21 protein-coding genes and 1 tRNA gene are annotated in these 23,026 nt (G+C 72.7%); 6 read left to right on the top strand and 16 right to left on the bottom strand.

Features of this window, described 5'->3' with window-relative positions:
• Positions 1-22: 22 nt before the first annotated feature.
• From IEY96_RS13905 to IEY96_RS13875, 7 genes are all read right to left on the bottom strand, one after another.
• Positions 23-733, bottom strand: coding sequence for an ABC transporter ATP-binding protein (locus IEY96_RS13905; protein WP_091267814.1), 711 nt, complete (start codon positions 731-733; stop codon positions 23-25).
• Positions 723-1,643, bottom strand: a complete 921-nt coding sequence (locus IEY96_RS13900; protein ID WP_189195212.1) for an ABC transporter ATP-binding protein — start codon at positions 1,641-1,643, stop codon at positions 723-725. Before IEY96_RS13900 ends, IEY96_RS13905 begins: the two co-directional genes overlap by 11 nt.
• The gene (locus IEY96_RS13895; protein ID WP_189195211.1) at positions 1,636-2,790 is read right to left on the bottom strand and encodes a branched-chain amino acid ABC transporter permease; all 1,155 of its coding nucleotides are present in this window, start codon (positions 2,788-2,790) and stop codon (positions 1,636-1,638) included. The genes IEY96_RS13900 and IEY96_RS13895 overlap by 8 nt, the downstream gene beginning before the upstream one ends.
• Positions 2,787-3,737 (bottom strand): branched-chain amino acid ABC transporter permease, encoded by a 951-nt coding sequence (locus IEY96_RS13890; RefSeq protein ID WP_189195210.1) that lies wholly within the window; start codon positions 3,735-3,737, stop codon positions 2,787-2,789. The genes IEY96_RS13895 and IEY96_RS13890 overlap by 4 nt, the downstream gene beginning before the upstream one ends.
• A gap of 95 nt (positions 3,738-3,832) precedes the next feature.
• Complete coding sequence (locus IEY96_RS13885) at positions 3,833-4,996, bottom strand: branched-chain amino acid ABC transporter substrate-binding protein (RefSeq protein ID WP_189195209.1); 1,164 nt, start codon at positions 4,994-4,996, stop codon at positions 3,833-3,835.
• 261 nt (positions 4,997-5,257) lie between these two features.
• Positions 5,258-6,427 (bottom strand): hypothetical protein, encoded by a 1,170-nt coding sequence (locus IEY96_RS13880; protein WP_189195208.1) that lies wholly within the window; start codon positions 6,425-6,427, stop codon positions 5,258-5,260.
• Between the two features lie 211 nt (positions 6,428-6,638).
• The gene (locus IEY96_RS13875) at positions 6,639-7,259 is read right to left on the bottom strand and encodes an ANTAR domain-containing response regulator (RefSeq protein WP_091320605.1); all 621 of its coding nucleotides are present in this window, start codon (positions 7,257-7,259) and stop codon (positions 6,639-6,641) included.
• A gap of 103 nt (positions 7,260-7,362) precedes the next feature.
• Here IEY96_RS13875 and IEY96_RS13870 point away from each other — a divergent pair.
• Positions 7,363-7,436, top strand: a tRNA-Leu gene (locus IEY96_RS13870).
• 35 nt (positions 7,437-7,471) lie between these two features.
• A complete protein-coding gene (locus tag IEY96_RS13865) occupies positions 7,472-8,221 on the top strand; it encodes a helix-turn-helix domain-containing protein (protein WP_189195207.1) in 750 nt (249 codons plus the stop codon).
• Between the two features lie 7 nt (positions 8,222-8,228).
• On the opposite strand, the gene IEY96_RS13860 is transcribed toward IEY96_RS13865, so the two are convergent.
• Positions 8,229-9,404: a trans-sulfuration enzyme family protein gene (locus tag IEY96_RS13860; RefSeq protein ID WP_189195206.1), complete on the bottom strand. Its 1,176-nt coding sequence runs from the start codon at positions 9,402-9,404 to the stop codon at positions 8,229-8,231.
• Between the two features lie 83 nt (positions 9,405-9,487).
• Here IEY96_RS13860 and IEY96_RS13855 point away from each other — a divergent pair, with 83 nt between their 5' ends.
• Complete coding sequence (locus IEY96_RS13855; RefSeq protein ID WP_189195205.1) at positions 9,488-9,967, top strand: Lrp/AsnC family transcriptional regulator; 480 nt, start codon at positions 9,488-9,490, stop codon at positions 9,965-9,967.
• A 25-nt stretch (positions 9,968-9,992) separates the two neighbouring features.
• On the opposite strand, the gene IEY96_RS13850 is transcribed toward IEY96_RS13855, so the two are convergent.
• Positions 9,993-11,372, bottom strand: coding sequence for a hypothetical protein (locus IEY96_RS13850; protein ID WP_189195204.1), 1,380 nt, complete (start codon positions 11,370-11,372; stop codon positions 9,993-9,995).
• A 221-nt stretch (positions 11,373-11,593) separates the two neighbouring features.
• Here IEY96_RS13850 and IEY96_RS13845 point away from each other — a divergent pair, with 221 nt between their 5' ends.
• The gene (locus tag IEY96_RS13845; RefSeq protein WP_189195203.1) at positions 11,594-12,604 is read left to right on the top strand and encodes an LLM class flavin-dependent oxidoreductase; all 1,011 of its coding nucleotides are present in this window, start codon (positions 11,594-11,596) and stop codon (positions 12,602-12,604) included.
• Between the two features lie 167 nt (positions 12,605-12,771).
• On the opposite strand, the gene IEY96_RS13840 is transcribed toward IEY96_RS13845, so the two are convergent.
• The 7 genes from IEY96_RS13840 to IEY96_RS13810 all read right to left on the bottom strand — a co-directional run bounded on the left by IEY96_RS13840 (position 12,772) and on the right by IEY96_RS13810 (position 20,218).
• Entirely contained in the window at positions 12,772-14,955 is a 2,184-nt protein-coding gene (locus IEY96_RS13840) for a rhamnogalacturonan lyase family protein (protein ID WP_189195202.1), read from the bottom strand.
• Positions 14,956-15,160: 205 nt separating this feature from the next.
• Positions 15,161-16,117 (bottom strand): sulfite exporter TauE/SafE family protein, encoded by a 957-nt coding sequence (locus IEY96_RS13835; protein ID WP_189195201.1) that lies wholly within the window; start codon positions 16,115-16,117, stop codon positions 15,161-15,163.
• A gap of 163 nt (positions 16,118-16,280) precedes the next feature.
• Positions 16,281-16,751, bottom strand: a complete 471-nt coding sequence (locus IEY96_RS13830; RefSeq protein WP_091320579.1) for an RrF2 family transcriptional regulator — start codon at positions 16,749-16,751, stop codon at positions 16,281-16,283.
• A 71-nt stretch (positions 16,752-16,822) separates the two neighbouring features.
• Entirely contained in the window at positions 16,823-17,707 is an 885-nt protein-coding gene (locus IEY96_RS13825; RefSeq protein ID WP_189195200.1) for an acyl-CoA thioesterase, read from the bottom strand.
• Between the two features lie 55 nt (positions 17,708-17,762).
• On the bottom strand, positions 17,763-19,211 hold the full coding sequence (gene pyk / locus IEY96_RS13820; RefSeq protein ID WP_189195199.1) for a pyruvate kinase: 1,449 nt from the start codon (positions 19,209-19,211) through the stop codon (positions 17,763-17,765).
• 169 nt (positions 19,212-19,380) lie between these two features.
• Entirely contained in the window at positions 19,381-19,830 is a 450-nt protein-coding gene (locus IEY96_RS13815) for a BBE domain-containing protein (RefSeq protein WP_189195198.1), read from the bottom strand.
• A gap of 22 nt (positions 19,831-19,852) precedes the next feature.
• Positions 19,853-20,218, bottom strand: a complete 366-nt coding sequence (locus IEY96_RS13810; protein ID WP_189195197.1) for a YciI family protein — start codon at positions 20,216-20,218, stop codon at positions 19,853-19,855.
• A gap of 254 nt (positions 20,219-20,472) precedes the next feature.
• Between IEY96_RS13810 and IEY96_RS13805 the strand changes: the two genes are divergently transcribed.
• Both IEY96_RS13805 and IEY96_RS13800 read left to right on the top strand, forming a co-directional pair.
• Positions 20,473-21,339 (top strand): aldo/keto reductase, encoded by an 867-nt coding sequence (locus tag IEY96_RS13805; protein WP_189195196.1) that lies wholly within the window; start codon positions 20,473-20,475, stop codon positions 21,337-21,339.
• Positions 21,340-21,428: 89 nt separating this feature from the next.
• The gene (locus IEY96_RS13800; protein ID WP_189195195.1) at positions 21,429-23,000 is read left to right on the top strand and encodes a GMC family oxidoreductase; all 1,572 of its coding nucleotides are present in this window, start codon (positions 21,429-21,431) and stop codon (positions 22,998-23,000) included.
• The last annotated feature ends 26 nt before the right edge of the window (positions 23,001-23,026 follow it).

Below are 23,026 nucleotides of genomic sequence, written 5' to 3'. Positions count from 1 at the left end.
GCCGCCCGCCGGCGGGTACGACTCAGGCGACGCCGAGGTACGCCTCCTTGACCGCCGGGTCGTGCAGCAGGTCCCGGCCGGTGCCCTCCTTGACGATCCGGCCGGTCTCCAGCACGTAGCCCCGGTGGGCCCGGGAGAGCGCCTGCTGGGCGTTCTGCTCCACCAGCAGGATGGTGGTGCCCTGCTCGTTGATCCGGGTGATGATCTCGAAGATCTGCTGGATCAGCATCGGTGCGAGCCCCATCGAGGGCTCGTCGAGCAGCAGCAGCTTGGGGCGGGCCATCAGGGCCCGGCCCACCGCCAGCATCTGCTGCTCGCCGCCGGAGAGCGTGCCACCGGCCTGCTTGCGCCGCTCGTGCAGCCGGGGGAAGAGGTCCATGACCATCTTCATGTCCTCGGCGACGCCCGACCGGTCCTTGCGGGTGTAGGCGCCCATCTCCAGGTTCTCCACGACGGTCATCCCGGGGAACACGCCCCGGCCCTCGGGCGCCTGCCCGATGCCCCGGACCACCCGGAGGTCGGCCCGCATCCGGGTGACGTCGGTCCCGTCGAAGACGATCGAGCCGGAGGCCACCGGGCGCAGCCCGGAGATCGCCCGCATGGTGGTGGTCTTGCCGGCGCCGTTCGCGCCGATCAGGGCCACCACCTCACCCTCGTCGACGTGCAGGCTGATCCCGTGCAGCGCCTGGATCCGCCCGTACAGCAGGGTCAGGTCGTTGATCTCAAGCAGCATCGGTCGGCACCCCCAGGTACGCGGCGATCACCTTCGGGTCCTCGCGGACCTCGGCCGGCAGGCCCTCGGCGATCTTCTTGCCGAACTCCAGCACCACGATCCGGTCGGTCACGCCCATGACGAGTCGCATGTCGTGCTCGATCAGCAGCACCGTCGTGCCATTGTCGCGGATCTTCCGGATCAGGCCGAGCAGTTCCTCCTTCTCCGCCGGGGTGAAGCCGGCGGCCGGCTCGTCCAGGCAGAGCAGGGTCGGATCGGTGGCGAGGGCCCGGGCGATCTCCAGCCGGCGCTGCTCGCCGTACGAGAGGTTGCGGGCCAGGTCCCCGGCGCGGCGTTCGATGCCGACGAAGCGCAGCAGCTCGTACGCCTTCTCGCGGCCCTGCCGCTCCTCCCGCCAGTGCCGCGGCAGCCGAAGCATCGCGGCGATCACGCTGGTCTTGTGGTGGGCGTCCGCGCCCACCATCACGTTCTCCAGCGCGGTCATCTCCGGGAAGAGCCGGATGTTCTGGAAGGTCCGGGCGATGCCCGCCTTGGTGATCCAGCTCCGGCGCCGGCCGTTGATCCGCTGCCCGGCGAACCGGATCTCGCCCTCGGTGGGCCGGTAGACGCCGGTCATCGCGTTGAAGCAGGTCGTCTTGCCGGCGCCGTTCGGGCCGATCAGGCCGAGGATCTCACCCTTGTACAGGGTGAAGGCGACGTCGTCGAGGGCGACCACACCGCCGAAGCGGAGGGTGACGTGGTCGACCTCCAGCAGCGGCTCCCGCCCGGCCGGGGCGGTCTCGCCCGGCGTGGGCTCGACCGGCGTGTCCGCGCCCTTCTCCGGCGGGGTGCCGACCGTGCTGCGACCGTCGTCGGCGATGTCCCGCTCGCTGGTCTCGTCGCGCTCGCTGTGCATCTGCGGCTCACTCATTGGGCACCGTCTCCTGGGGAACCGCTTCCTTGCGCCGGTCGGCGAACTCCGCCGCCCGCCGCCGGTTGGGCACGAGACCCTGCGGCCGGAAGATCATCATGACGATGACCACCAGACCGAACACCAGGATCCGGTACTCGGCGGCGTCGAACTCCACCCCGATGAGGTCGCCGACGCCGCGCAGCCACTCCGGCAGGTACCAGGTGACCGCGCCGCCGACGATGGCGCCCTTGATGTTGCCGGCGCCGCCGAGGATCACCGCGGCCAGCACCAGGATGGAGCTCTCCAGCACGAACTGGTCGGAGTTGATGAACGTCTGCTTGCCGGCGAAGACCGCGCCGGTCAGGCCGGCCACGGCCGCGCCGATGGCGAACGCCCACAGCTTGTACTTGAACGTCGGCACGCCCATGATCTCGGCGGCGTCCTCGTCCTCGCGGATCGCCACCCAGGCCCGGCCGACCCGGCTGTTGGCCAGGTTCCGGATCAGCAGCAGCACGATGAGGATCAGCGTCAGCATCAGCCAGTAGTACGGCCGGGCGTCCACCACCCCGAACAGCGGCTTGCCGTCCGTGCCGGAACCCGGCGGGTGCGGGATCGCCGGGATGCCCCGCTGGCCCTGGAGGATGCCCTCGTTGCGGGCCGCGTACAGGCGGATCATCTCGGCGAAGCCGAGGGTCACGATGGCCAGGTAGTCACCGCGCAGGCGCAGCGTCGGGCCACCGAGGATCACGCCGGAGACCATCGCCACCATCACCGCCAGCGGCACCGCCGCCAGCCACGGCCAGTTCGTGCCGAACCGGCTCTCCGGCGAGGTCAGCAGCGCGACCGTGTACGCGCCGAGCGCGTAGAAGCCGAAGTAGCCCAGGTCGAGCAGGCCGGCGAAGCCGACCACCACGTTGAGCCCGACGGCCAGCAGGACGAACACCGCGGTGTCGAAGAGCACCCCGGCAAAGTCCGAGCGGGTGGTGTAGAAGGCGAAGTAGTCGCTGCCGATGGGGAAGCCGAGGTACTCGTAGAACCACTTGTTGGGCAGGATGTAGAGCAGCACGATCAGCGCGGCGATCGCCGCCCAGCGCACCTGCTTGGGCATGGCCGCCCAGCGGCTCTTGAAGCCCGCGGTCCGCTTCTTTTCGACGGTGGCGGTCATGCGCGCGCCCTCCCGAGAGATTCGCCGAGCAGACCGGTCGGCCGGAACATCAGCAGCACGATCAGCAGCACGAAGCCGGTGAAGTCCTTCCAGTCGCCGCCGAACAGGCCGGCCGCGTAGTTCTCCACCACGCCGAGCAGCAGGCCGCCCAGCAGCGCGCCGCGCAGGTTGCCGATACCGCCGAGCACCGCGGCCGAGAAGGCCTTGAGCCCGATCAGGAAGCCGACGTTGAACTTGGTGTAGCCGAACCGCAGGTCCCACAGCAGCGCGCCCACGCCGGCCATCAGGCCGCCGAGCACGAAGACCAGCAGGATGACCCGGTTCTTGTTGACGCCCATCAGGGCGGCGGTGTCCGCGTCCTGGGCGACGGCCCGGATGCCGCGGCCCATGCGGCTGCGGTTCACGAACTGGTCCAGCGCGATCATCATGATCAGCGTGACGCCGAGGATGAGCAGCTGGACGTTGGTCACCGCGGCACCGAAGAGGGTGAAGACCGTCTTCTGCGGGATCAGGTCCGGCATGCCGAACGGGGCCCGGCTGGTGCTGATGCCGAACGACTCGGCGAGCACGAACGACGCGCCGATCGCGGTGATGAGGAAGGCCAGCGGCGGCGCGTTGCGGCGGCGCAGCGGCCGGTAGGCGACCAGTTCGACCGTGACCGCGGTGACGGCCGAGGCGGCCATCGCGACCACGAGACCGGCGACGATCGCCAGGATCAGCGGGCCGAGGGCCGGGGCGGCCGAGTTCTGGTCGTAGCCGAGGGCCTGCCAGGTCCACAGGGCGGTGAAGGTACCGACCATGAAGACCTCGGAGTGAGCAAAGTTGATCAGACGCAGAACGCCGTACACCAGGGTGTAGCCGAGGGCGATGAGCGCGTAGATCGCGCCCTGCTCCAGGCCGGTGATGGTCAGCGCCGGGAAGTTCCCGAAGAGCTCATCGAAGTTCAAGTGGGGGCTCCAACTGTGCGGCCAAGCGGTGCGGCCGGGAGAGATTCACTCCCGGCCGCACGCCTGGTGTCCCTTGCCGGGACCGGACGAACCGGTCAGGCCTTGGGGATCTCGATGTCGGGGACGACCTGGCCCGCGTTCACCTTGAACGCCCAGACCAGCACCTGGGCCGGGTCAAGTTCGCCGTTGGACTCGAACTTGTAGGTGACGCCGGTGGCGCCGCCGGTGCCGTTGTAGGAGTTGATGAAGCTCAGCAGGTCGGCACGCGAAGCCTTGCCGGCCTTGATGCCCTCCAGCATGATCTTCGTGATGTCGTACGACACGTCGGCGTAGGTGCCCGGCTCGGCGTTGTCGAAGGACGCCTTGTAGTCGGTCACGAAGCTGCCCTTGGCCTTGGTGGCCGGGGCGCACGGGCAGGTGAGGATCGTGCCCTCGGCGACCTGCTGGCCGGCGACCTTGATGAAGTTGGCGTCGTTGACACCGTCACCGGCGACCATCGTGCCGGTCCAGCCCGCGCCCTTGAGCTGCTTGAGCAGCAGGCCGGCCTCGGTGTAGTAGCCACCGAAGAAGAGGACGTTCGCACCGCTGCTCTTGATCTTGGTGACCACGGCGGAGAAGTTGGTCTGCTTGACCTGGATCTTGTCCTCGCCGGCAGTGGCGCCGATGACCTTCTTCACCTCGTCCACCAGGCCGGCGCCGTACGCCGACTGGTCGTCCACCACGTAGACCTTGTCGGCCTTCAGGACGTTCTTGATGTACCGGCCGGCGGCCGGGCCCTGCGAGGTGTCGTTGCCGACGCCCCGGTGGAAGATCTTCCAGTTCTTGGTGCTGAGGCTCGGGCGGGTCGCCGACGGGGTGATGATCGGCAGGCCGGCCTCGTCGAAGATCGGGTCCGCCACCTCGGACTCACCGGAGAACGCCGGGCCGATGATGCCGACGACCTTGCTGTCGCCGACCGCCTGCTGGGCCAGGGCCGGGGCCTTGGCCGGGTCGCCCTGCGAGTCGTACTCGGAGAGCTGGACCTTGCAGTCCGCGTTGTCCTTGTTGTACTGGTCGATGGCCAGCTTGGTGCCGTTGCGCATGTGGATACCGAGACCCGCGGCGTCACCGGTCAGCGGGCCGAAGAAGCCGATCTTCAGGTCGCAGGCGGCCTTGCTGCCACCCGCATCACTACCACTGTCAGCCTTGCAGGCCGCGCCACTGAAAACGAGCGCGCCGATGGCCACGCCACCCAGCACCCGTGCGAGCTTCTGCCTCACGGCTCGTACCCTCCTCCGTCCGATGGCCCGGAAACCACCCACCGCGAATTGGACCTTGCGAGGGGCTGGCCGGACCGACCGCGATCCCGGTCTGGGCCGGGACGTTATCCCACCAGCGGGGGGAGAAGGTAGACCTGGGAAGCGGGGTTGACCTAACCGTTACGTTGAGTGGCCGGATTCACAGAAGTGCTGTAACACACGGGCCCGCGTGTTGGGAAAATCGGACATCCGACACCGACCGGAAACACGCTGGTGGGAGGCTCACGCGGGCCCCCACGGCCCCCGCGCCGCCCACACCCGCGCCCGCGCGCCGTCGTCCACCAGCAGCAGGGCCACCTCACCCGCTGCGGTCACGGCCACCGTCCGCTCACTACCCACCGGCACCGCCACCGGCAGCGCCACCGGCGACCACCGCGCACCGTCCGCGGAGAACCAACCCGCGCGCTCCGCCGACCCGGCCGCCACCGCCCACACGCCGTCGCCCCGCGCGGCCAGCCCCCACACCCGGCCCGGCCGGTCCGTGCCCGCGCCGCCCAGGCCCCCACCCGGCCGCCACGCGTCGCCCTCCCCCAGCCAGGCGCCCAGGCCGTCGCCGCGCCGGCCGACCGCCACCATCCGGTCCCCCGCCCGCACCACCCGCTGGAGGTCCTCGTCCGCGCCACCGCCCGGCAGCACCGCGCGCCGCCAGGCCGACCCGTCCGCCGAGGTCCACACCACGGCCCGAGATCCGGTACGCCCCGACGCCAGCACCGAGCCCACCATGAGCCATCCCGACGCCGTCGCCGCGCCGTCCGCCACCCAGGGCCGGCCGGTCGCGTCCGTGCCCAGCCCCGGCACCGCGCTCACCAACCGGAACTCCGACCCGTCCGGGGACACCCAGGCCGCCGCGCCGGTGGCCCGGTTGCCGGAGAGCAGCCAGCCACGCGGCCCGCCCGCGATCCGGCCCACGTTCACCGCGTCCGCGCCACCGAACACCTCGAACTCGGCCGGCACCTCGACCAGCGAACCGTCCGCCACCTGCCGCCAGGTGCTGATCCGCGGATTGCCGTGCACCCCGCCGCTCTTGCCGCCCACCGCGCCCAGCCGGCCGTCGCGGCAGCCCGCCGCGGTCAACACGTTCTCCACGCCGTACGGGCTGCGCGGCACCGGTCGCAGCGCAGTCCAGGTGGCCGCGTCGGCGCTCGACCAGGCCGCCGGATGCGTCACCCCCGCGGCGTCCACCACCGCGCCCACCACGAACCAGCGGCCGGCGCAGGAAGCCACGTCATGCAGCGCCAACCGGCCGGACAGACCGGGCGGCATCGGGAGGGCGACCGGCTGCCAGGCCGGCCGCAGCGGCTCGGGCGTCGGCGCGGGCTCGGCCCGGCCGGACGAACGGCAGGCAGCGAGCAGCACCACGAGCAGGCCGAGCACCGCCAGCGGACGCCGCATGGCGGCGATCGTATCGACCGGGCCCGACGCCGGGAACCCGGCGAGCCGCGCGATGTCCTGGGGCCCGCCCTGGATTTTGGGGCCCGCTCCGGGTTGGGCCCGCCCCTGGTTTTGTGGCCCGCCCCCGGGGCGGCGTTCCGCTCCGGCTCGTCGGATCAGCGGGACGCGCCGGGGCGGCCCGACGAGGCGGCGCCGGGCGGTCGGGCGGGGATCAGGAGGCGGGCTGTGCCACCTCGCCGCCGGCGGTCTCGGCGAGGATCCGCTCGGCGACCTCCTTCATGGTCATCCGGTGGTCCATGGCGGTCCGCTGGATCCACTTGAACGCCTGCGGCTCGGTCATCCCGTACGTCGTCATGAGCGCGCCCTTGGCCCGCTCGACGGTCTTGCGGATCTCCAGCCGGTCGGTGAGGCCCGCGACCTCCGCCTCCAGCGCGGCGATCTCCGAGTAGCGGGACAGCGCGATCTCCACGGCCGGCACCAGGTCGCTCTTCTGGAACGGCTTGACGAGGTAGGCCATCGCGCCGGCCGCGCGGGCCCGCTCCACCAGGTCGCGCTGGCTGAACGCGGTCAGGATGATCACCGGGGCGATCCGGGCGCCGGCGATCCGCTCGGCGGCGGCCAGCCCGTCCATGATCGGCATCTTGATGTCGAGGATGACCAGGTCGGGCTTCAGTTCCTCGGCGAGCTTGACGGCGGTCTCGCCGTCACCGGCCTCGCCGACCACCTCGTAGCCCTCTTCCACCAGCATCTCGGCCAGGTCCAGCCGGATGAGCGCCTCGTCCTCGGCGATCAGAACGCGCTTGCGCTCGGCATCCGTCTGCATCTCGGCCACGAGCCACTCCCACCGGTTCAAGCCCGACACCGCCGTGCCGGGTGTCGTCGCCCTTAGCGTAGTGGGTAACCTATGGCACGACGCGAGAGCGTCGGGCGAGCCTGTCCCCGTATTCCAATCGGCAGAGAAGCGGAGCTCAAACCTCCGACAGTGTGGGTTCGAGTCCCACCGGGGACACCGAAAGTGTCGTACGGGTGTTCGAAGATGGGGCTGTGCATCCACCTGAGATACGCGCCCGAGCTCGACGGCTCTACCTGGCCGGCGCGACCGTCGCGGAGGCGGCCCGCGCCGTCGGGGTCTCCTATCCGACCGTTCGACAGTGGTGCAAGGTCCGACCGGAGCCGAAGCAACAGGGCACCGAGTTGCGCTGCTTCCGCTGCCGGTCCGACGTCGACAATCCGACAGATCCCGAACAGTACGCCTACCTGCTCGGCCTCTACCTCGGCGACGGGCACCTGGTCACCACCGCGCGGGTGCCGGTGCTCCGGGTCTCCTGCGCCGACGCCTGGCCCGGCCTGATCACCGCATGCGAGAAGGCGATGAGGAACGTCCTCGCCGGCGCCGTGCAGCGCGTGCGGCACCAGGGTTGCGTCGTGGTGCAGAGCTACGGCAAGCACTGGCCCTGCCTGCTCCCGCAGCACGGGCCGGGCAAGAAGCACGAGCGCCCGACCGTCCTGGCCGACTGGCAGCGGACCATCATCGAGGCCCACCCCGGTGACTTCATCCGCGGCCTGTTCCACTCCGACGGTTGCCGGTTCGCCAACCGGGTCGTGGTGAGCGGCAAGCAGTACGTCTATCCCCGCTACATGTTCACCAACGAGTCCGCCGACATCATGGGGCTCTGCCAGTGGGCCCTCGACCTGCTGGGCATCGCCTGGCGGATGAACCGGCACAACTCGCTGTCGGTGGCGCGGCGGAACGCCGTGGCGGCGCTGGACCGCCACGTCGGCCCGAAGTCCTGACCCCTCCTCAGAGCACCGCGAGCGCCTGCGCCAGGTCGGCGCGCAGGTCCTCCGGGTCCTCCAGCCCGACCGACAGGCGCAGCAGCCCGCCGCACGGCTTGGCGTCGCCCTCGACCGGCCGGTGGGTGAGCGAGGCCGGGTGCTGGATCAGCGTGTCGACGCCGCCGAGCGACACGGCGTGGGTGATCAGCCGGCAGGCGCCGGCGACGGCGGCCGCGGCGGGGGCGCCGCCGCGTACCTCGAAGGCGAGCAGGCTGCCGGGGCCGGACATCTGCCGGCCGACGAGCCCGGCCGGGTCGCCGACGCTGGGGTGGTGCACCCGGGCGATGGCGGGGTGGTCGGAGAGCCAGGCGGCGAGTTTCTCGGCGCCGGCCTGCTGGGCGCGGACCCGCAGCGGCAGGGTCTGGAGGCCGCGGTGCAGGAGGTAGGCGCCGAGCGGGTGCAGGACGGCGCCGGTGACGGCGCGGACCTGGCGCAGCCGGGCGGCCCACTCGGGGGCGCAGGCGACGACGCCGGCGAGGACGTCGCCGTGGCCGCCGATGCTCTTGGTGGCGCTGTGCAGCACGAGGGCGGCGCCGTGCCGGGCGGGTCGCTGGAGCACCGGGGTGGCGACCGTGTTGTCGACGAGCAGCGGCACGTCGCCGGCGGCGGTGGCGAGGGCGGCGATGTCGACCAGGTCGAGGGTGGGGTTGGCCGGGGTCTCGACGATCACCAGGGCGGTGTCGGTGCGGATCGCGGCGGCGACCTCGTCGGGCCGGGCCCAGGTGACCTCGGTGCCGAGCAGGCCGGTGGCGAGCACGTGGTCGGTGCCGCCGTAGAGGGGGCGGACGGCGACGACGTGCCGCTTGCCGTCGCGGGTGGCGGCGAGCAGGGTGGCGGTGAGGGCGGCCATGCCGCTGGCGAAGGCGACGGCTTCGGCGGTGCCTTCGAGCTGGGCGAGGGCGGTCTCGAAGCGGGCCACCGTGGGGTTCCAGAGCCGCTGGTAGACGGCGCTGCCGCCGGCCGGGAGGGTGCCGCCGGTGGCGAGGGTCTCGTACGCGTCGCCGCCGCCGGCCACGGAGGGCAGCGGGTTGGTGGTGGAGAAGTCGATGGGCGGTACGTGGACGCCGAGACCCGCGAGGTCCTCGCGTCCGGCGTGCACGGCTGCGGTGTCCACGGCGGTCATGCCGGAAGCGTCGAACATGAGCGTGTCGTCGGGCAAGGGAAGCGAAGAAGATTCTGCGGTGAGACCTTCCGAGTGAGGGAAGTTCGGGGAAGGATGTTCACATGCCTGTCGCACCGAATGATGTACGGCCCTTCGCGGCGCTCGACGACGTGGACCGCGCGATCCTGGCGGAGCTGGCGGCGGACGGCCGGTTGCCGAACAACGCGCTGGCCGAGCGGGTGGGGGTGGCCCCGTCGACGTGCCTGACGCGCACCCGGGCCCTGCGCGAGTGCGGGGCGATCCGCGGGTTCCACGCCGAGGTGGACCCGGCTGCCGTGGGGCTGCCGTTGCAGGCGCTGGTGTCGGTGCGGCTGGCGGCGCACGAGCGGGCGGCGGTGGACGCGTTCCGGGCGCGGTCGGTGCGGCTGCCGGGGGTGGTGTCGGTGTTCCACGTGGCGGGCGCGGAGGACTACGTGCTGCACGTGCGGGCGGCGTCGGGGGACGCGCTGCGGGACTTCGTGCTGGACCATCTGGCGGTGGATCCGGCGGTACAGCACACCCAGACGAGTCTGATCTTCGAGCAGGCGCGCGGCATGGGCTAGGTGAACCGCTGGTCGCGACCGACGGTCACTCGCGCAGCCCGATCATGCGTATCGTGCGGCGACCAGCGCCGCCGGTGCGGCGTCGCCACCCGCCGCGCCCGCGCCGGGAATCCGCCTCGGACCGGCTCATCGACCGGATCGCGAGCCAGCACGTCAGCGACAGCGAGAAGAACAGGATCACGGTCCACGCGCGCCAGGTGGTGTCGAGGTCGTGCGAGGCCGGATACAGTCCGACGACCCCGGCGACGGCGGTGATGGCGAACAGCAGTTGCAGGCGCCGCTGGAAGTACGAGGTGCGCAGGTTCGAGACCTGTTCGAGGATGGCTCTGAGCTGCTCCAGCCGGCGCTGGGCCGCCTCGGCGTGGCCCTCGACGCGCAGCGCCTGGATGAGGAAGCGGGCGACCGCCACCCGCGCCGGATCGCGGAACATCAGGTCCACGTTGCCGATCTCGGCCAGCCCGTGCGCCAGTTCGATCTGCACCCGCGCCAGCTGCGCGACCCGGTGATCGGTGGCCTCGGCCGGGCTGGTGATCAGCCGTTCGTCCTCGTGGTCGGCCGGGTCGACACCGATCCAGAGCTGGCAGAAGAACCACTGCGCGTGGATCTGTCCGTACATCTCCTGCACGATGCCGAGCGCGTCGCGCGTCGCCTGCCCGTCGAGGACCGCCACGGTCGACCAGCCGCTGGAGCGCACGATCACGTCCTCGATGCGCAGCGCCGGCCAGGAGGGCGTGGCGTCCCCGTCGGTGGACCGGGGGATCCGCGCGGTCAGCCCGAGCAGCGCGTCGATCAGGTGCGGGTCGGCGGTCTCGCCGGCGGCCTGCCGCAGTACGAAGAACTGTCGCATGTTCTGGAACGGGTAGCAGCGTTCCCGCGGCCGGAACGCCGGGCAGTCGAGCAGCGCCTGGCGCAGTCGGGTCACGAACGGGGCGGCCAGCCAACCGGCGTGCGTGCCGCTGTTGGCCTGCGCGGACCGCCGGTAGGAGGCGAGGTTCGCCGAGAGCACGCCGATGTCGTCGAGGTAGGCGAAGTAGTCCACGTTGTTGGCGGCCACCTGGTCGTCGTAGAAGCGCCGCAGGTCGTCGTCGGTCAGCGGCCGCGACGGTCGGGCCAGTCGCAGGTCGACCGAGACCAGGCCCAGCGCCGAGTACACGACGAGGTCGGTGCGGGCCTGCCAGGTGACGTCGCGCAGGCGTACCTCGGAGTCGGGCAGCCGGATCGTCACGGTCGGTGGGTGCGTCGCCAGGTAGGAGATGTTGTAGGAGCGCGCGTCCCGGTCGTCGACGGCATCGACGGAGACCTCACCGAACTCCTGGAGGACCGGCATCGCCTGCCAGACGTCGTCGATGACCCCGCCGAGGTCGAACTTGATCGGCACATAGATGTGGTCGATGTCCAGCGGCAACTGGGCTCCTCGGGTGGAGTCGGACGGCGACCAGGACTGTATCCCGCTGCCACAAAGGGAATCACCAGAATTTCGTCCACAAGGGATGGTGGGCGAACCGGACCCTTCGTCGCCGGGCCGACGCATGCGTGCCGGTCGGGTGAGAGTCTGCCGGGGCAAGCCGACTGCCCGCTGACCCAGGGTCCGGAACAAATCCGGCACGCGGCCGGTTGAGGAGGGGTGTGATCGACGTACCCTTGTCTGTTCTTGATCTTGCTCCAGTGGCCGCCGCCGGCAGCGCCGGCGAGGCGCTGCGGCACACCACCGAGCTTGCCCGCCGCACCGAGGAGCTGGGCTACCGCCGGTTCTGGGTGGCCGAGCACCACAACATGCCGGCGATCGCCAGTTCCGCGCCGGCGGTGCTGCTGGCGCACCTGGCGGCGCACACCTCGACGATCCGGCTGGGCTCCGGCGGGGTGATGCTGCCCAACCACGCCCCGCTCGTCGTGGCGGAGCAGTTCGGCACCCTGGAGGCGCTGCACCCGGGCCGGATCGACCTGGGCATCGGCCGCGCGCCGGGCACCGACCAGGTGACCGCGCTGGCGCTGCGCCGGACCATGGAGGGGCTCTCGGCGGAGCACTTCCCCCGCGAGCTGGCCGACCTCATGAACTACTTCAGCGGCGCGGAGCCGGGCCCGATCACCGCCACGCCGGGCAGGGGGCAGTCGCCGGCGGTGTGGCTGCTCGGGTCGAGCGGCTTCAGCGCCCAGCTGGCCGGGATGCTAGGGCTGCCGTTCTCGTTCGCGCACCACTTCAGCGCGCAGAACACCATTCCCGCGCTCCAGCTCTACCGGCAGAGCTTCCGGCCGTCGCAGTGGCTGGAGCAGCCGTACGCGATGGTGGCGGTCAACGCGGTGTGCGCGGAGACCGACGAGCGGGCCGAGTGGCTGGCCGGCCCGGCCGGGTTGTCCTTCCTGAAGCTGCGGTCGGGACGGCCGGAACCGCTGGTCAGCCCGGAGGAGGCGGCGGCCTACCCGTACTCGGAGTTCGAGCGGGAGTTCGTGGCGCAGCGCCGGGAGGGCCAGGCGACCGGTTCGCCGGAGACGGTGGCCCGGCAGCTCGGCGCGCTGCTCGAGCGCACCGGCGCCGACGAGCTGATGCTGACCACGATGGTCTACGACGTGGCCGACCGGGTCCGCTCGTTCGAGCTGATCGCCGAGAAGGTGGCCGGTGGCCTGCGCCGGAAGGGCTGAAACACGCTCTTCATAGCCACGTCACCCCACCGTCGCGCGAGCCGCCTAACTTTGGTGCCGGTGGTGGTACGGCATTCCCGGTCGGGACGGGTCGGGAATGCCGCGGTGTGGTGCACCGGGTCGCCGGCGGAGCGGATTCCGCGGCCGGCGACCCGGTGCCTTCCCGTTCAGCGCAGGTAGATGTTCGGCGCGGGCGGGGTGCTCATGCCGTCGCCCAGGTGGAAGCCCGGGTGCGGCGGCTGGTTGTAGGCGGTGTTCTGCCAGGCGACGGCGACCCGGTACTGCGGGTCGTGCATGAGCGTCGGCAGGCGCAGGCCGGTCGGGGTGGGCGTGCTGTAGACGCGCAGCGCCGTGCTGTCGGCGGTCCGCCAGACCACCTCCTCCCGCCAGTCGCCGAGGATGTCGCCGGAGAGCGCCGGGGTGGACTTGGTGCCGTTGTTCGACGCGACGCCGCTGCCGGTGAGCAGCCGGGTGTCGCCGCCGGTGCCGTACTTGTCGATCCGGGTGCCGTCGAGCAGTTCGCGCACCGGGTCGCCGTCCCACCAGGCGAGGAAGTTCGCCGAGGACGGCTTGCGGCCGACGTTCTGGCCCCGGGTGTTGAGCAGGCCGTCGACGGCGGAGGACCAGGACTCGGCGCCCGGGCTGCCGGCCCAGACGTCGTCGGAGACGCCGCGGCCGTTGTCGCCGTTCGGCGCGGTCTGCCAGAGCACCTGGCCGGTGCGCGCGTCGGCCATCCAGGAACTGGGCTTGCTGCCGTCCTCGTCGACCTTGAAGACCTCCAGGCCGGCGCGGGCCGGGTCGAGGTCGCCGACGTGCAGGGCGTCGCCGTGGCCGTTGCCGGTGGACCAGAGCAGCCGGCCGTTGTCGTCGATGGTGGCCGCGCCGTACACGATCTCCTGGCGGCCGTCGCCGTCCACGTCGGCCACCGCGAGGTTGTGGTTGCCCTGGCCGGCGGCGGCGCCGTTGCCGCTGGCGTTCGAGTCGAAGGTCCACCGCCTGCGGAGGGTGCCGTCGCGGAAGTCCCAGGCGGCGATGACGGCGCGGGTGTAGTAGCCGCGGGCCATCACCAGCGAGGGGCGCTGGCCGTCGAGGTAGGCGGTGGCGGCGAGGAAGCGGTCGACCCGGTTGCCGTAGGAGTCGCCCCACGAGGAGACGGTGCCGCGCGGCGGGTCGTAGTCGACGGTCGACAGGGCGGCGCCGGTGCGGCCGTCGAACATGGTGAGGTACTCGGGTCCGGCGAGCACGTAGCCGCTGGAGTTGCGGTGGTCGGCCGACGACGAGCCGATCACCTGGCCGGTGCCGGAGCGGGTGCCGTCGGCGGTCTTCGCGGCCACCTCGGCGTCACCGTCGCCGTCGTAGTCGTACACCTGGAACTGCGTGTAGTGGGCGCCGGCGCGGATGTTGCGGCCCAGGTCGACGCGCCATAACCGGGCGCCGGTGAGGGTGTAGGCGTCGAGGTAGACGTTGCCGGTGTAGCCGGACTGGGAGTTGTCCTTGCTGTCGGACGGGTCCCACTTGAGCACGAACTCGTAGCGGCCGTCGCCGTCGAGGTCACCGACGCTGGCGTCGTTCGCCGAGTAGGTGTACGCCTCCCCGGTCGGGGTGGTGCCGCCGGGCGGGGCCTGGATCGGCACGTCCAGGTAGCCGTTCGGGAACTGGAGCGCCGGGGCGGAGGCGGCCTGCTCGGCGTCGTTCACCACGGCCCGCACCGTGTACGCCGTCCCGGCGGCCGCGCCGCTGTCGAGATAGCTGGTGGCGCCGGTGATCGGGGTGCCGTTGACCCGGGTGCCGCCGCGGTAGAGGTTGAACGACACCCCGGAGGTCTCGGTGCCGAGCAGCCGCCAGGAGACCAGGTTCCCGCTGCCCGAGCGGACGCTGACCAGGCCCCGGTCGAGCTTCTCCATCTGCTTCGCGCCGGCGGGCGGGGTGGTGGTCGTCGGCGTCGGGGTCGGGCTCGCCGAGGTGGGCGGCGGCGCGCTGGTGGGGGTGCTCGCGCCCGTGCAGGTGGCGCCGTTGAGCGCGAAGCTGGTCGGGGCCGGGTTGCTGGCGTTCCAGGAGCCGTTGAAGCCGAAGGTGGCGGTGCCGCCGGTGCCGATGGCGGCGTTCCAGCCGGCGTCGCGGGCGGTGACCTGGGCACCGGACTGGCTGACGGTGGCGTTCCAGGCCTGGGTGACCTGCTGCCCGGCGGCGTAGCTCCAGGTGAGCGTCCAGCCGTTCACCATCCGGTAGTCGACCCGGCAGCCGGTGGCCGCCGCGGCGGCGGTCACCGTGGTGAGCGCGCCGGCGAGGAGGGTGGCCGCCGAGGCCGCGGCGAGCAGCGCGGTCCGGCGACGCGGGATGAAGGGGTGCACGAGGATGCCTTTCGCGGAGGTCAGGCACGCGACGGACGCGCCGGCCTGCCCGAGCCGGCGAAGGGTACGCCGCGCTGACGTGACGGGGGGACGCCGTCAATCGACGTCGGTAATTCGACTCCGCGCCCCGTCAGGGTAGGACAACGCTTTCCCGCCGCACAACCGCGCCCCGCCCGCAAGATCGCGGGTCGGGCAGGGCGGGGGGTCAGGCTTCGACGGCGGTGGCGAGTTGGCGCGGCTCTTCCGGGGCGGGGGCCGGGGTGGCGGACTGCTCGGTGAGGGCGGCCTCGGCGACGGCGCGGGCCCGGCGGGTGCGGCGCAGCGCCCGCGCCGCCAGCACCAGGGCGACCAGCCAGGCGGCGCCCAGCACCGAGTAGGCCAGGGCCGGGACCGGGCCGCCCAGCTCGCCGGCGCGCAGCAGGGTGCGGGTGTTGGTCAGCACGATCACGCCGCCGATGACGGCGCCGAGCAGCTGGGCGGGGACGATGCGGACCAGCCAGGCGGCGATCGGCGCGGCGATCAGGCCGCCGATCAGCAACGCGGCCACGGTGGGCAGCAGGAAGCCCTCGGAGCCGAGGCCGATCAGGAAGCCGATGCTGGCCGCGCCGGCCACCAGGAACTCGGAGGTGTCCACTGAGCCGATCACCTTGCGCGGCTCCATCCGGCCGGAGACCAGCAGCGCCGGGGTGGCGACCGGGCCCCAGCCGCCCCCGCCGGTCGCGTCGACGAAGCCGGCGAACAGGCCGAGCGGCGCGAGGAAGCGGCTGCGCAGCCGGCCGGCGGCCCGGTTGGCGCGCAGCGGCCGGGAGAACCGGACCAGCAGGTAGGTGCCGAGGCTGAACAGGATGGCGGCCATCCAGGGCGCGGCGGACTCGGTGGAGATGGAGCTGAGGAAGGTGGCGCCGGCGAACGCGCCGACCGCGCCGGGCAGCGCGATCCGGCTGACCACCCGCCAGTCGACGTTGCCGAAGCGCCAGTGCGAGATGCCGGCCGCGAGGGTGGTGCCGATCTCGGCCAGGTGCACCGAGGCGGAGGCGGCGGCCGGCGCCACCCCGGCGAAGAGCAGCAGGGTCGAGGAGGTCAGCCCGTACGCCATGCCGAGCGCGCCGTCGACCAGTTGCGCGGCGAGCCCGACGAGGGCGAGGACCAGCAGCTTGCGCACGAGCGTCCCCTGACTTTTCGGTATCTCCTATCGACTTGGTCGACAATGCGGCACGGAGACGCTCCGGTCAAGTCCTCCATCCGGTTGATGGGACGCGCCGGACGGCCCGGCGGGCGCGCGGGTCAGCCGCCGGGGCGACGCCGGCGGGCGGAGGATGGCGTGGTCAGCTCCAGGCGCGGGGGTCGGCGGCCAGCTCGTTGACCCGGCCCGGCAGGCTGCCGCCGGCCACGTCGGCGATGGTGACCAGTTCGAGGATCTCCCGCTCGCTGGCCCGCAACGCGATCCACACGTCCTGCAGGGCGCGGGCCGCGCCCTGGTAGCCGAGCTGCTCCGGGCGCTGGCCGCGCACGTGCGCCAGCGGGCCGTCGATCACGCGGATCACCTCGGCCAGGGAGATCTCCGACGCGGGCCGGGCCAGCCAGTAGCCACCTTCGGGACCGCGCTGGGCGTGCACGATGCCGCCCCGGCGCAGCTGGAGCAGGATGCTCTCCAGGAACTTCGGCGGGATGTCCTGGGCGCGGGCGATCTGCTCGGCGGTCACCGGCCGGCTCCGCCCGGCTGTCGCGCCGTCGGCGACCGAGGCCAGTTCGGCGGCCGCGCGGAGGGCGTAGTCGACCCGGGCGGAGAGGCGCATGCCGGCAAGGTTAGACCCCTGGTCAGCCGCCCGGGCTCCCGACCCTCGGCCGAACGGTCACGGTTGCCCGGTCAGGCGCCGACCCGGCGCAGCAGCCCCTCCTGCACGGCGCTGGCGATGTGCCGGCCGTCGGTGGTGAACATCCGGCCGGTGGCCAGGCCCCGGGCGCCGGACGCGGACGGGCTCCAGCAGTCGTAGAGGAACCACTCGTCGGCGCGGAACGACCGGTGGAACCAGAGCGCGTGGTCGAGGCTCGCGCCCACCACTCCCCCGGGCCCCCACACCTCGCCGTGCACCGACAGCACCGAGTCGAGCAGCGTCAGGTCCGAGGCGTACGTGAGGGCGCAGGCGTGCAGCAGCGGGTCGTCGGGGAGCTTGCCGTCGAGGCGCATCCAGACCCGCTGGTGCGGCTCGGCGGGACGGTCGCCGGGGCGTACCCAGCCGGGCTCGCCGACGTAGCGGACGTCGATCGGGCGCGGGATCTGGCCCCAGATGCCGAGCCGTTCCGGGTAGCGGGAGAGCCGGTCGGTCATGGTCGGCACCTGGTCCGGGGCGGGCACGTCGGGCGGGACCGGCGCGTGGTGGTCCAGCCCCTCCTCCTGCCGCTGGAACGAGGCCGACATGAAGAAGATCGGCTTGTCGTGCTGGAGCGCCACGGAGCGGCGCACCGAGAACGAGCGGCCGTCCCGGACGTTCTCCACCTGGTACTCGATCGGCTCGGCGGGGTCGCCGGGCCGGACGAAGTAGCCGTGCAGGGAGTGCACGAAACGCTCCGGGTCGACGGTGCGCCCGGCGGCGACCAGGGCCTGGCCGGCGACCTGGCCGCCGTACACCCGCTGCGGACCCACCGGCGGGCTCATCCCGCGGAAGGTCATCTCGCCGGTGTAGTCGAGGTCGAGCACCTCCAGGAGCTGGTCGACCGCGGCCTGCCCGGTCGCCACCGGACTCCCGCTCACTGCGCTGTCTCCGTTCGCGACTGCGGGGCTCGCAGAACCGGCTCTCTCCTCGCGCTCACTGAAGAGCCCGGGCCGAGGCCGCGTCCACCAGCGAACCGAGCTGGTGCACGCGCAGGGTGTTGGTGGAGCCGGGGGTGCCGGGCGGGCTGCCCGCCACGATCACCACGTAGTCGCCGGGGTTGGCCCGGTTGAGGCCCAGCAGCGCCTGGTCGACCTGGCGGAACATGTCGTCGGTGTGCTCGACGAACGGCATGAGGAAGGTCTCCACGCCCCAGGAGAGGGCGAGCTGGTTGCGCACCTCGGGCACCGGGGTGAAGGCCAGCAGCGGCAGGTCGCAGTGCAGCCGGGCCAGCCGCTTGACGGTGTCGCCGGTCTGCGAGAAGGCGACCATGGCCTTGGCGCCGATGGCCCGGGCGATCGAGGAGGCGGCCACGGTGAGCGCGCCACCGTGGGTACGCGGGTCGTGCTGCAGCCGCGGCACGCCGATCGAGCCGGCCTCGGTGGTGGTGATGATCTTCGCCATGGTGCTGACCGTGAGCACCGGGTACTTGCCGACGCTGGTCTCGCCGGAGAGCATCACCGCGTCCGCGCCGTCGAGCACCGCGTTGGCCACGTCGGAGGCCTCGGCGCGGGTGGGGCGCGAGTTCTCGATCATGGAGTCGAGCATCTGGGTGGCCACGATGACCGGCTTGGCGTTCTCCCGGCAGAGCTGCACGGCGCGCTTCTGCACCAGCGGCACCTGGTCCAGCGGCAGTTCGACGCCGAGGTCGCCGCGGGCCACCATGACCCCGTCGAAGGCCAGCACGATCGCCTCGAGGTGGTCGACCGCCTCGGGCTTCTCGACCTTGGCCAGCACCGGGCGGGTGACGCCTTCCTCGGCCATGATCGAGTGGACGAGCTTGATGTCCTCGGGCGAGCGGACGAACGAGAGCGCGATCAGGTCGACGCCCAGGCCGAGGGCGAAGCGCAGGTCGTCGGCGTCCTTGTCCGACAGGGCCGGAACGCTGACCGCCACGTTCGGCAGCGAGACGCCCTTGTTGTTGGAGACCGGGCCGCCCTCGGTGACCAGGACGCGGATGTCGTTGCCGGTGACGTCGCTGACCTCGACCGCGACCCGGCCGTCGTCGATCAGCAGCCGGTCGCCCGGCTTCACCTCCTGCGGCAGCTTGCGGTAGGTGCAGGAGACCCGCTCCTTGGTGCCGACGATGTCGTCGCCGGTGATGACGACCGAGTCGCCGGTGCGCCACTCGTGCGGGCCCTCGGCGAAGCGGCCGAGGCGGATCTTGGGACCCTGGAGGTCGGCGAGCACGGCGACCGGCTGCCCGGCCGCGTCGGCCGCCTCCCGGACCAGCCGGTAGACCGCTTCGTGGTCCTCGTGACTGCCGTGGCTGAAGTTCAGCCTCGCCACGTTCATGCCGGCCTCGACCAGGCCCCGGATGCGCTCGGGGGACGAGGTGGCGGGGCCGAGTGTGCAGACGATCTTCGCGCGGCGTGTCACGCCCATCAGGCTAGTCTCTCCTCCGGGTCGACCTGCCGGCCGACCCCTTTCGGACTGCGGAACAGTTGTCCAACGACGCGCGATACCCGCGCCGGCGGGCGGTGTGACACCGCACCGGGGACGTCGTGTGTGGCGGGCATCGGCGACCGCGCGGCGGAAATCGTACCGCTCGCGTTCATCCCTCGGCGGAGCGCTCCCGGAGATCGACCGGCGCCACCCGGGCGCCGGCGTCCGCCGCCGGGACCCGGGGCGCGGGCGGCGTGGCCGGGGGCAGGGTCGGCACCGCGGAGAACGTCCCCCGCGGGTCGTAGCGGCGCTTGGCCCGGCGCAGCCGGTCCCAGTTGGGGCCGTACGCGAGGCGGACCCGGTCGGTCTCCTCGGGGGCCAGCAGGTTCGGGTAGCCGCCGGGCAGCGCGTGCGGGGCGAGCGCGGCGGAGGTCCGCTCGGCCCACGCCCGGTGCGGCGCCGGGTCGTCGCCGGGCGCCCAGACCGCGATGATCTCGGCGAGCAGGTGGGGATCGCGGCGCGCGGCAGGTCGGGGTCGGCGGTCATGGCGACTCCTCGTCGGCCCCGGGCCGGCGGCGCCGGACGCGCCGGGGTCCTCGCTTGCGCGGGACCGTAGCACCGCGCGGTCGCCCGGACGACAGTCAGCTCTGCGCCTTGACGAGGGGGAACTCCAGCGAGCCGGCCGGGCAGAGGAAGGTGAGCACCTCGACACGGTAGAGCCCGGCCTGCACGGCCGGGTCGGCCTCCATCACGCTGCGCACGTCGTCGACCGAACCGGTGCGGGCCAGGCCGAACCCGATCGGCGGGTCCGGCTCGCGGGCCGGGCCGTCCACCGAGCCGTCGACCAGGACGATGCCCCGCCGTTGCAGCGCGTGCATGTGCTGGATGTGCTCGGCCTGGAGCCGTTGCACGGTCTCCTCCGGCAGCGCCCGGCCCGACGGTCCCGGGTAGAACACGATGCACTCGTACGTGTCGAGCGCGAAGTCGAGCCGTGGCATCGCGGCCATGCGCACCTCCAGACCACCGTCCCGCCCAGCGTCGCACGGCGGTCGGCGCCGCCGGGGCCGCTCGCCGCAACTGCCCGCCCGGCCGGCCGGGTTGCCGACCCGCTGGGCCGTTCGTCCCTGGTGGGAGGGCCGGAGCCGCCGTCACGGTGCGGGCGGGAACACACGCCCGGGACGTTGGCGACGGCGATTTCCGGGAAAGACCTCCGGTTGCGGGCGGTGACCGCCGCCGGCAGACGACGCACAGGAGGACCGCCATGACGACCAGCACCCGGCCCGCGAAGGCCTCGGGCACCTACCGGATCGGCGGGGAACTCCAGGTCGACCGGCTCGGCTACGGGGCCATGCAGCTCACCGGTCCCGGGGTCTGGGGCGATCCGAAGGACCCGGCCGAGGCGGTGCGGGTGCTGCGCCGGGCGTACGAGCTGGGCGTGACCTTCATCGACACCGCGGACTCCTACGGCCCCTTCGTCAGCGAGCTGCTGATCAAGGAGGCGCTGCACCCGTACGCCGACGACCTGATCATCGCGACCAAGGCCGGGCTGACCCGCTCCGGCCCGGGCGACTGGCGGCCGGTGGGCCGCCCCGAGTACCTGCGCCAGCAGTGCGAGCTGAGCCTGCGACACCTGGGCCTGGACTGCATCCCGCTCTACCAGCTGCACCGGATCGACGAGAAGGTGCCGCTGGAGGACCAGCTCGGCGAGCTGGCCCTGCTCAAGCAGGAGGGGAAGGTGCGGCACATCGGGCTCTCCGAGGTGACCGTCGAGCAGATCGAGGCGGCCCGGCGGATCACCCCGATCGTCTCGGTGCAGAACCTCTACAACCTGGCCGACCGCAGCGCCGAGGACGTGCTGGACCACTGCGAGCGCAACGACCTGGCGTTCATCCCCTGGTTCCCGATCGCCACCGGCAACCTGGCCCGGCCGGGCGGCCCGCTGGACGCGATCTCCACCGAGCACGGCGCGACGCCCGCGCAGCTCGCCCTCGCCTGGCTGTTGCGCCGGTCGCCGGTCATGCTCCCCATCCCGGGTACGTCCTCCGTGGCGCACCTGGAGGAGAACGTCGCCGCGGCCGAGGTGCGGCTCACCGACGACGAGTTCGAGGCGCTCGCCAAGGCCGCCTGAGCCGGCCCCGCCACCGGGCCCTTTCCGTAGCGTGATCGAACCGCTACCGTCAGAGGGATTCTCACGCCCGGGACGAGCGGGGGTCCGGAGTGGACGGTTTCGACTACGTCGTCGTCGGTGCCGGAGCCGCCGGGTGCGTCCTGGCCAACCGGCTCACCGAGGACCCGGGCATCCGGGTGCTGCTCATCGAGGCCGGCGGCTGGGACCGCAGCCCGTACGTCCGCGTGCCGAAGGCGTTCTCCCGGCTGATGGACGACCCGCGCACCGCCTGGCACTATCCGGCGACCGTCGCGCCGGGGCGGCACGAGACCTGGCAGCGCGGCCGGATGGTCGGCGGCTCGACCTCGATCAACGGCATGATCTGGAGCCGCGGCGCGGCCGCGGACTGGGACGCGCTGGCGCACCTCGGCTGGGGCTGGTCGACCGTGCGGCCGATCTTCGAGCGCCTGGAGGGGCACCCGTCGCGCGGCGGCGGCGGCCCGGTGCGCCTGTCCGTCGCCACCGGCACCGACCCGCTCTGCGAGGAGATGCTGGAGACCGGGACGGAGCTGGGCTGGCGCCGGGTCGACGACCTCGACGCCGGCGACGGCGAGCGGATCGGCTACGCCACGGCCACCATCCACGCGGGACGCCGGGTCACCGCCGCCGACGCGTTCCTGCATCCGGTACGCCACCGGCCGAACCTGACCGTCGCGGTCGACACGGTCGTGCTGCGCGTGCTGGTCGAGGGCGGCCGGGCGGTCGGCGTACGGGCCGCGCACCGGGGCCGGGAGGTCGAGCACCGGGCGGCCGCCGAGGTGATCCTCGCCGCGGGTGCGCTGGCCACCCCGCAGCTGCTCCAGGTCTCCGGCATCGGGCCGGCCGACACCCTGCGCGCCGCCGGCGTCCCGGTGCTGCTCGACCGGCCCCGGGTGGGGGCGGGCCTGCGGGAGCACCGGCCGATCCCCGTGCAGTACCGGCTCACCGGGCCGGGCGGCTACAACGCCCGGCTGGGCAGCCCGCCGGGCCAGGCCCGCGCCGCCCTGCGCTACCTGCTCACCCGCGGGGGCCCGCTCGCCCTGCCGGTGATGGACGTCGCGGCCCACGTGAAGTCGCGTCCGGAGCTGGACCGCCCGGACGCCCACCTGCTGATGGCGCCCTTCTCGGCGGCGCCGGCTCGCCCCGGCCGTGCCCTGGAGCTGGAGCGGGAGCCGGGCCTGATCTGCCTGGGCACGGTGACCCGCCCCGACAGCGAGGGCAGCCTCGCCATCACCGCCCCGGACCCCCGCACGCCACCCGCGATCGTGGCGAACTACTTCGCCACCGCGCACGACCGGCGGGTCGCGGTGGACACGTTCCGCCGCATGCGGGAGCTCTTCGCCACCGGGCCGGTCGCCAAGCGGATCGCGGCGGAGACCCTGCCGGGGGCGGCCGTCCAGACGGACGAGGAGATCGTCGAGGCCGCCCGGACGCACGGCTACTGCGGCTACCACGCCATCGGCACCTGCGCCATGGGCCCGGACGACGAGCACGTCGTCGACCCCCAGCTTCGGGTGCGCGGGGTGACCGGGCTGCGGGTGGTCGACGCCTCGGTGCTGCCGGTGATGGTGTCGGGCTGGACCAGCGCGCCGGTGACCGCGTTGGCCTGGCGGGCGGCCGACCTGATCCTGGGCGGCGCGTGACGGGGCGGGCTCGACGGTCGCCGCAG

Origin of the sequence: Micromonospora fulviviridis (genome assembly GCF_014648395.1) — a bacterium.
Lineage (GTDB): Bacteria > Actinomycetota > Actinomycetes > Mycobacteriales > Micromonosporaceae > Micromonospora > Micromonospora fulviviridis.
Note: the sequence above shows the minus strand (reverse complement) of the source record. Positions and strands in the feature narration are given on the sequence as shown.

Bases quoted from the DNA above. Each gene is read 5' to 3' on its own strand.
- IEY96_RS13855 (WP_189195205.1), top strand. From the start codon at position 9,488: ATGCCTGTCGCACCGAATGATGTACGGCCCTTCGCGGCGCTCGACGAC.
- IEY96_RS13860 (WP_189195206.1), bottom strand. From the start codon at position 9,404: ATGTTCGACGCTTCCGGCATGACCGCCGTGGACACCGCAGCCGTGCAC.
- IEY96_RS13810 (WP_189195197.1), bottom strand. From the start codon at position 20,218: ATGGCCGCGATGCCACGGCTCGACTTCGCGCTCGACACGTACGAGTGC.
- IEY96_RS13830 (WP_091320579.1), bottom strand. From the start codon at position 16,751: ATGCGCCTCTCCGCCCGGGTCGACTACGCCCTCCGCGCGGCCGCCGAA.
- IEY96_RS13880 (WP_189195208.1), bottom strand. From the start codon at position 6,427: ATGCGGCGTCCGCTGGCGGTGCTCGGCCTGCTCGTGGTGCTGCTCGCT.
- IEY96_RS13905 (WP_091267814.1), bottom strand. From the start codon at position 733: ATGCTGCTTGAGATCAACGACCTGACCCTGCTGTACGGGCGGATCCAG.
- pyk (WP_189195199.1), bottom strand. From the start codon at position 19,211: ATGGGCGTGACACGCCGCGCGAAGATCGTCTGCACACTCGGCCCCGCC.
- IEY96_RS13805 (WP_189195196.1), top strand. From the start codon at position 20,473: ATGACGACCAGCACCCGGCCCGCGAAGGCCTCGGGCACCTACCGGATC.
- IEY96_RS13895 (WP_189195211.1), bottom strand. From the start codon at position 2,790: ATGACCGCCACCGTCGAAAAGAAGCGGACCGCGGGCTTCAAGAGCCGC.
- IEY96_RS13900 (WP_189195212.1), bottom strand. From the start codon at position 1,643: ATGAGTGAGCCGCAGATGCACAGCGAGCGCGACGAGACCAGCGAGCGG.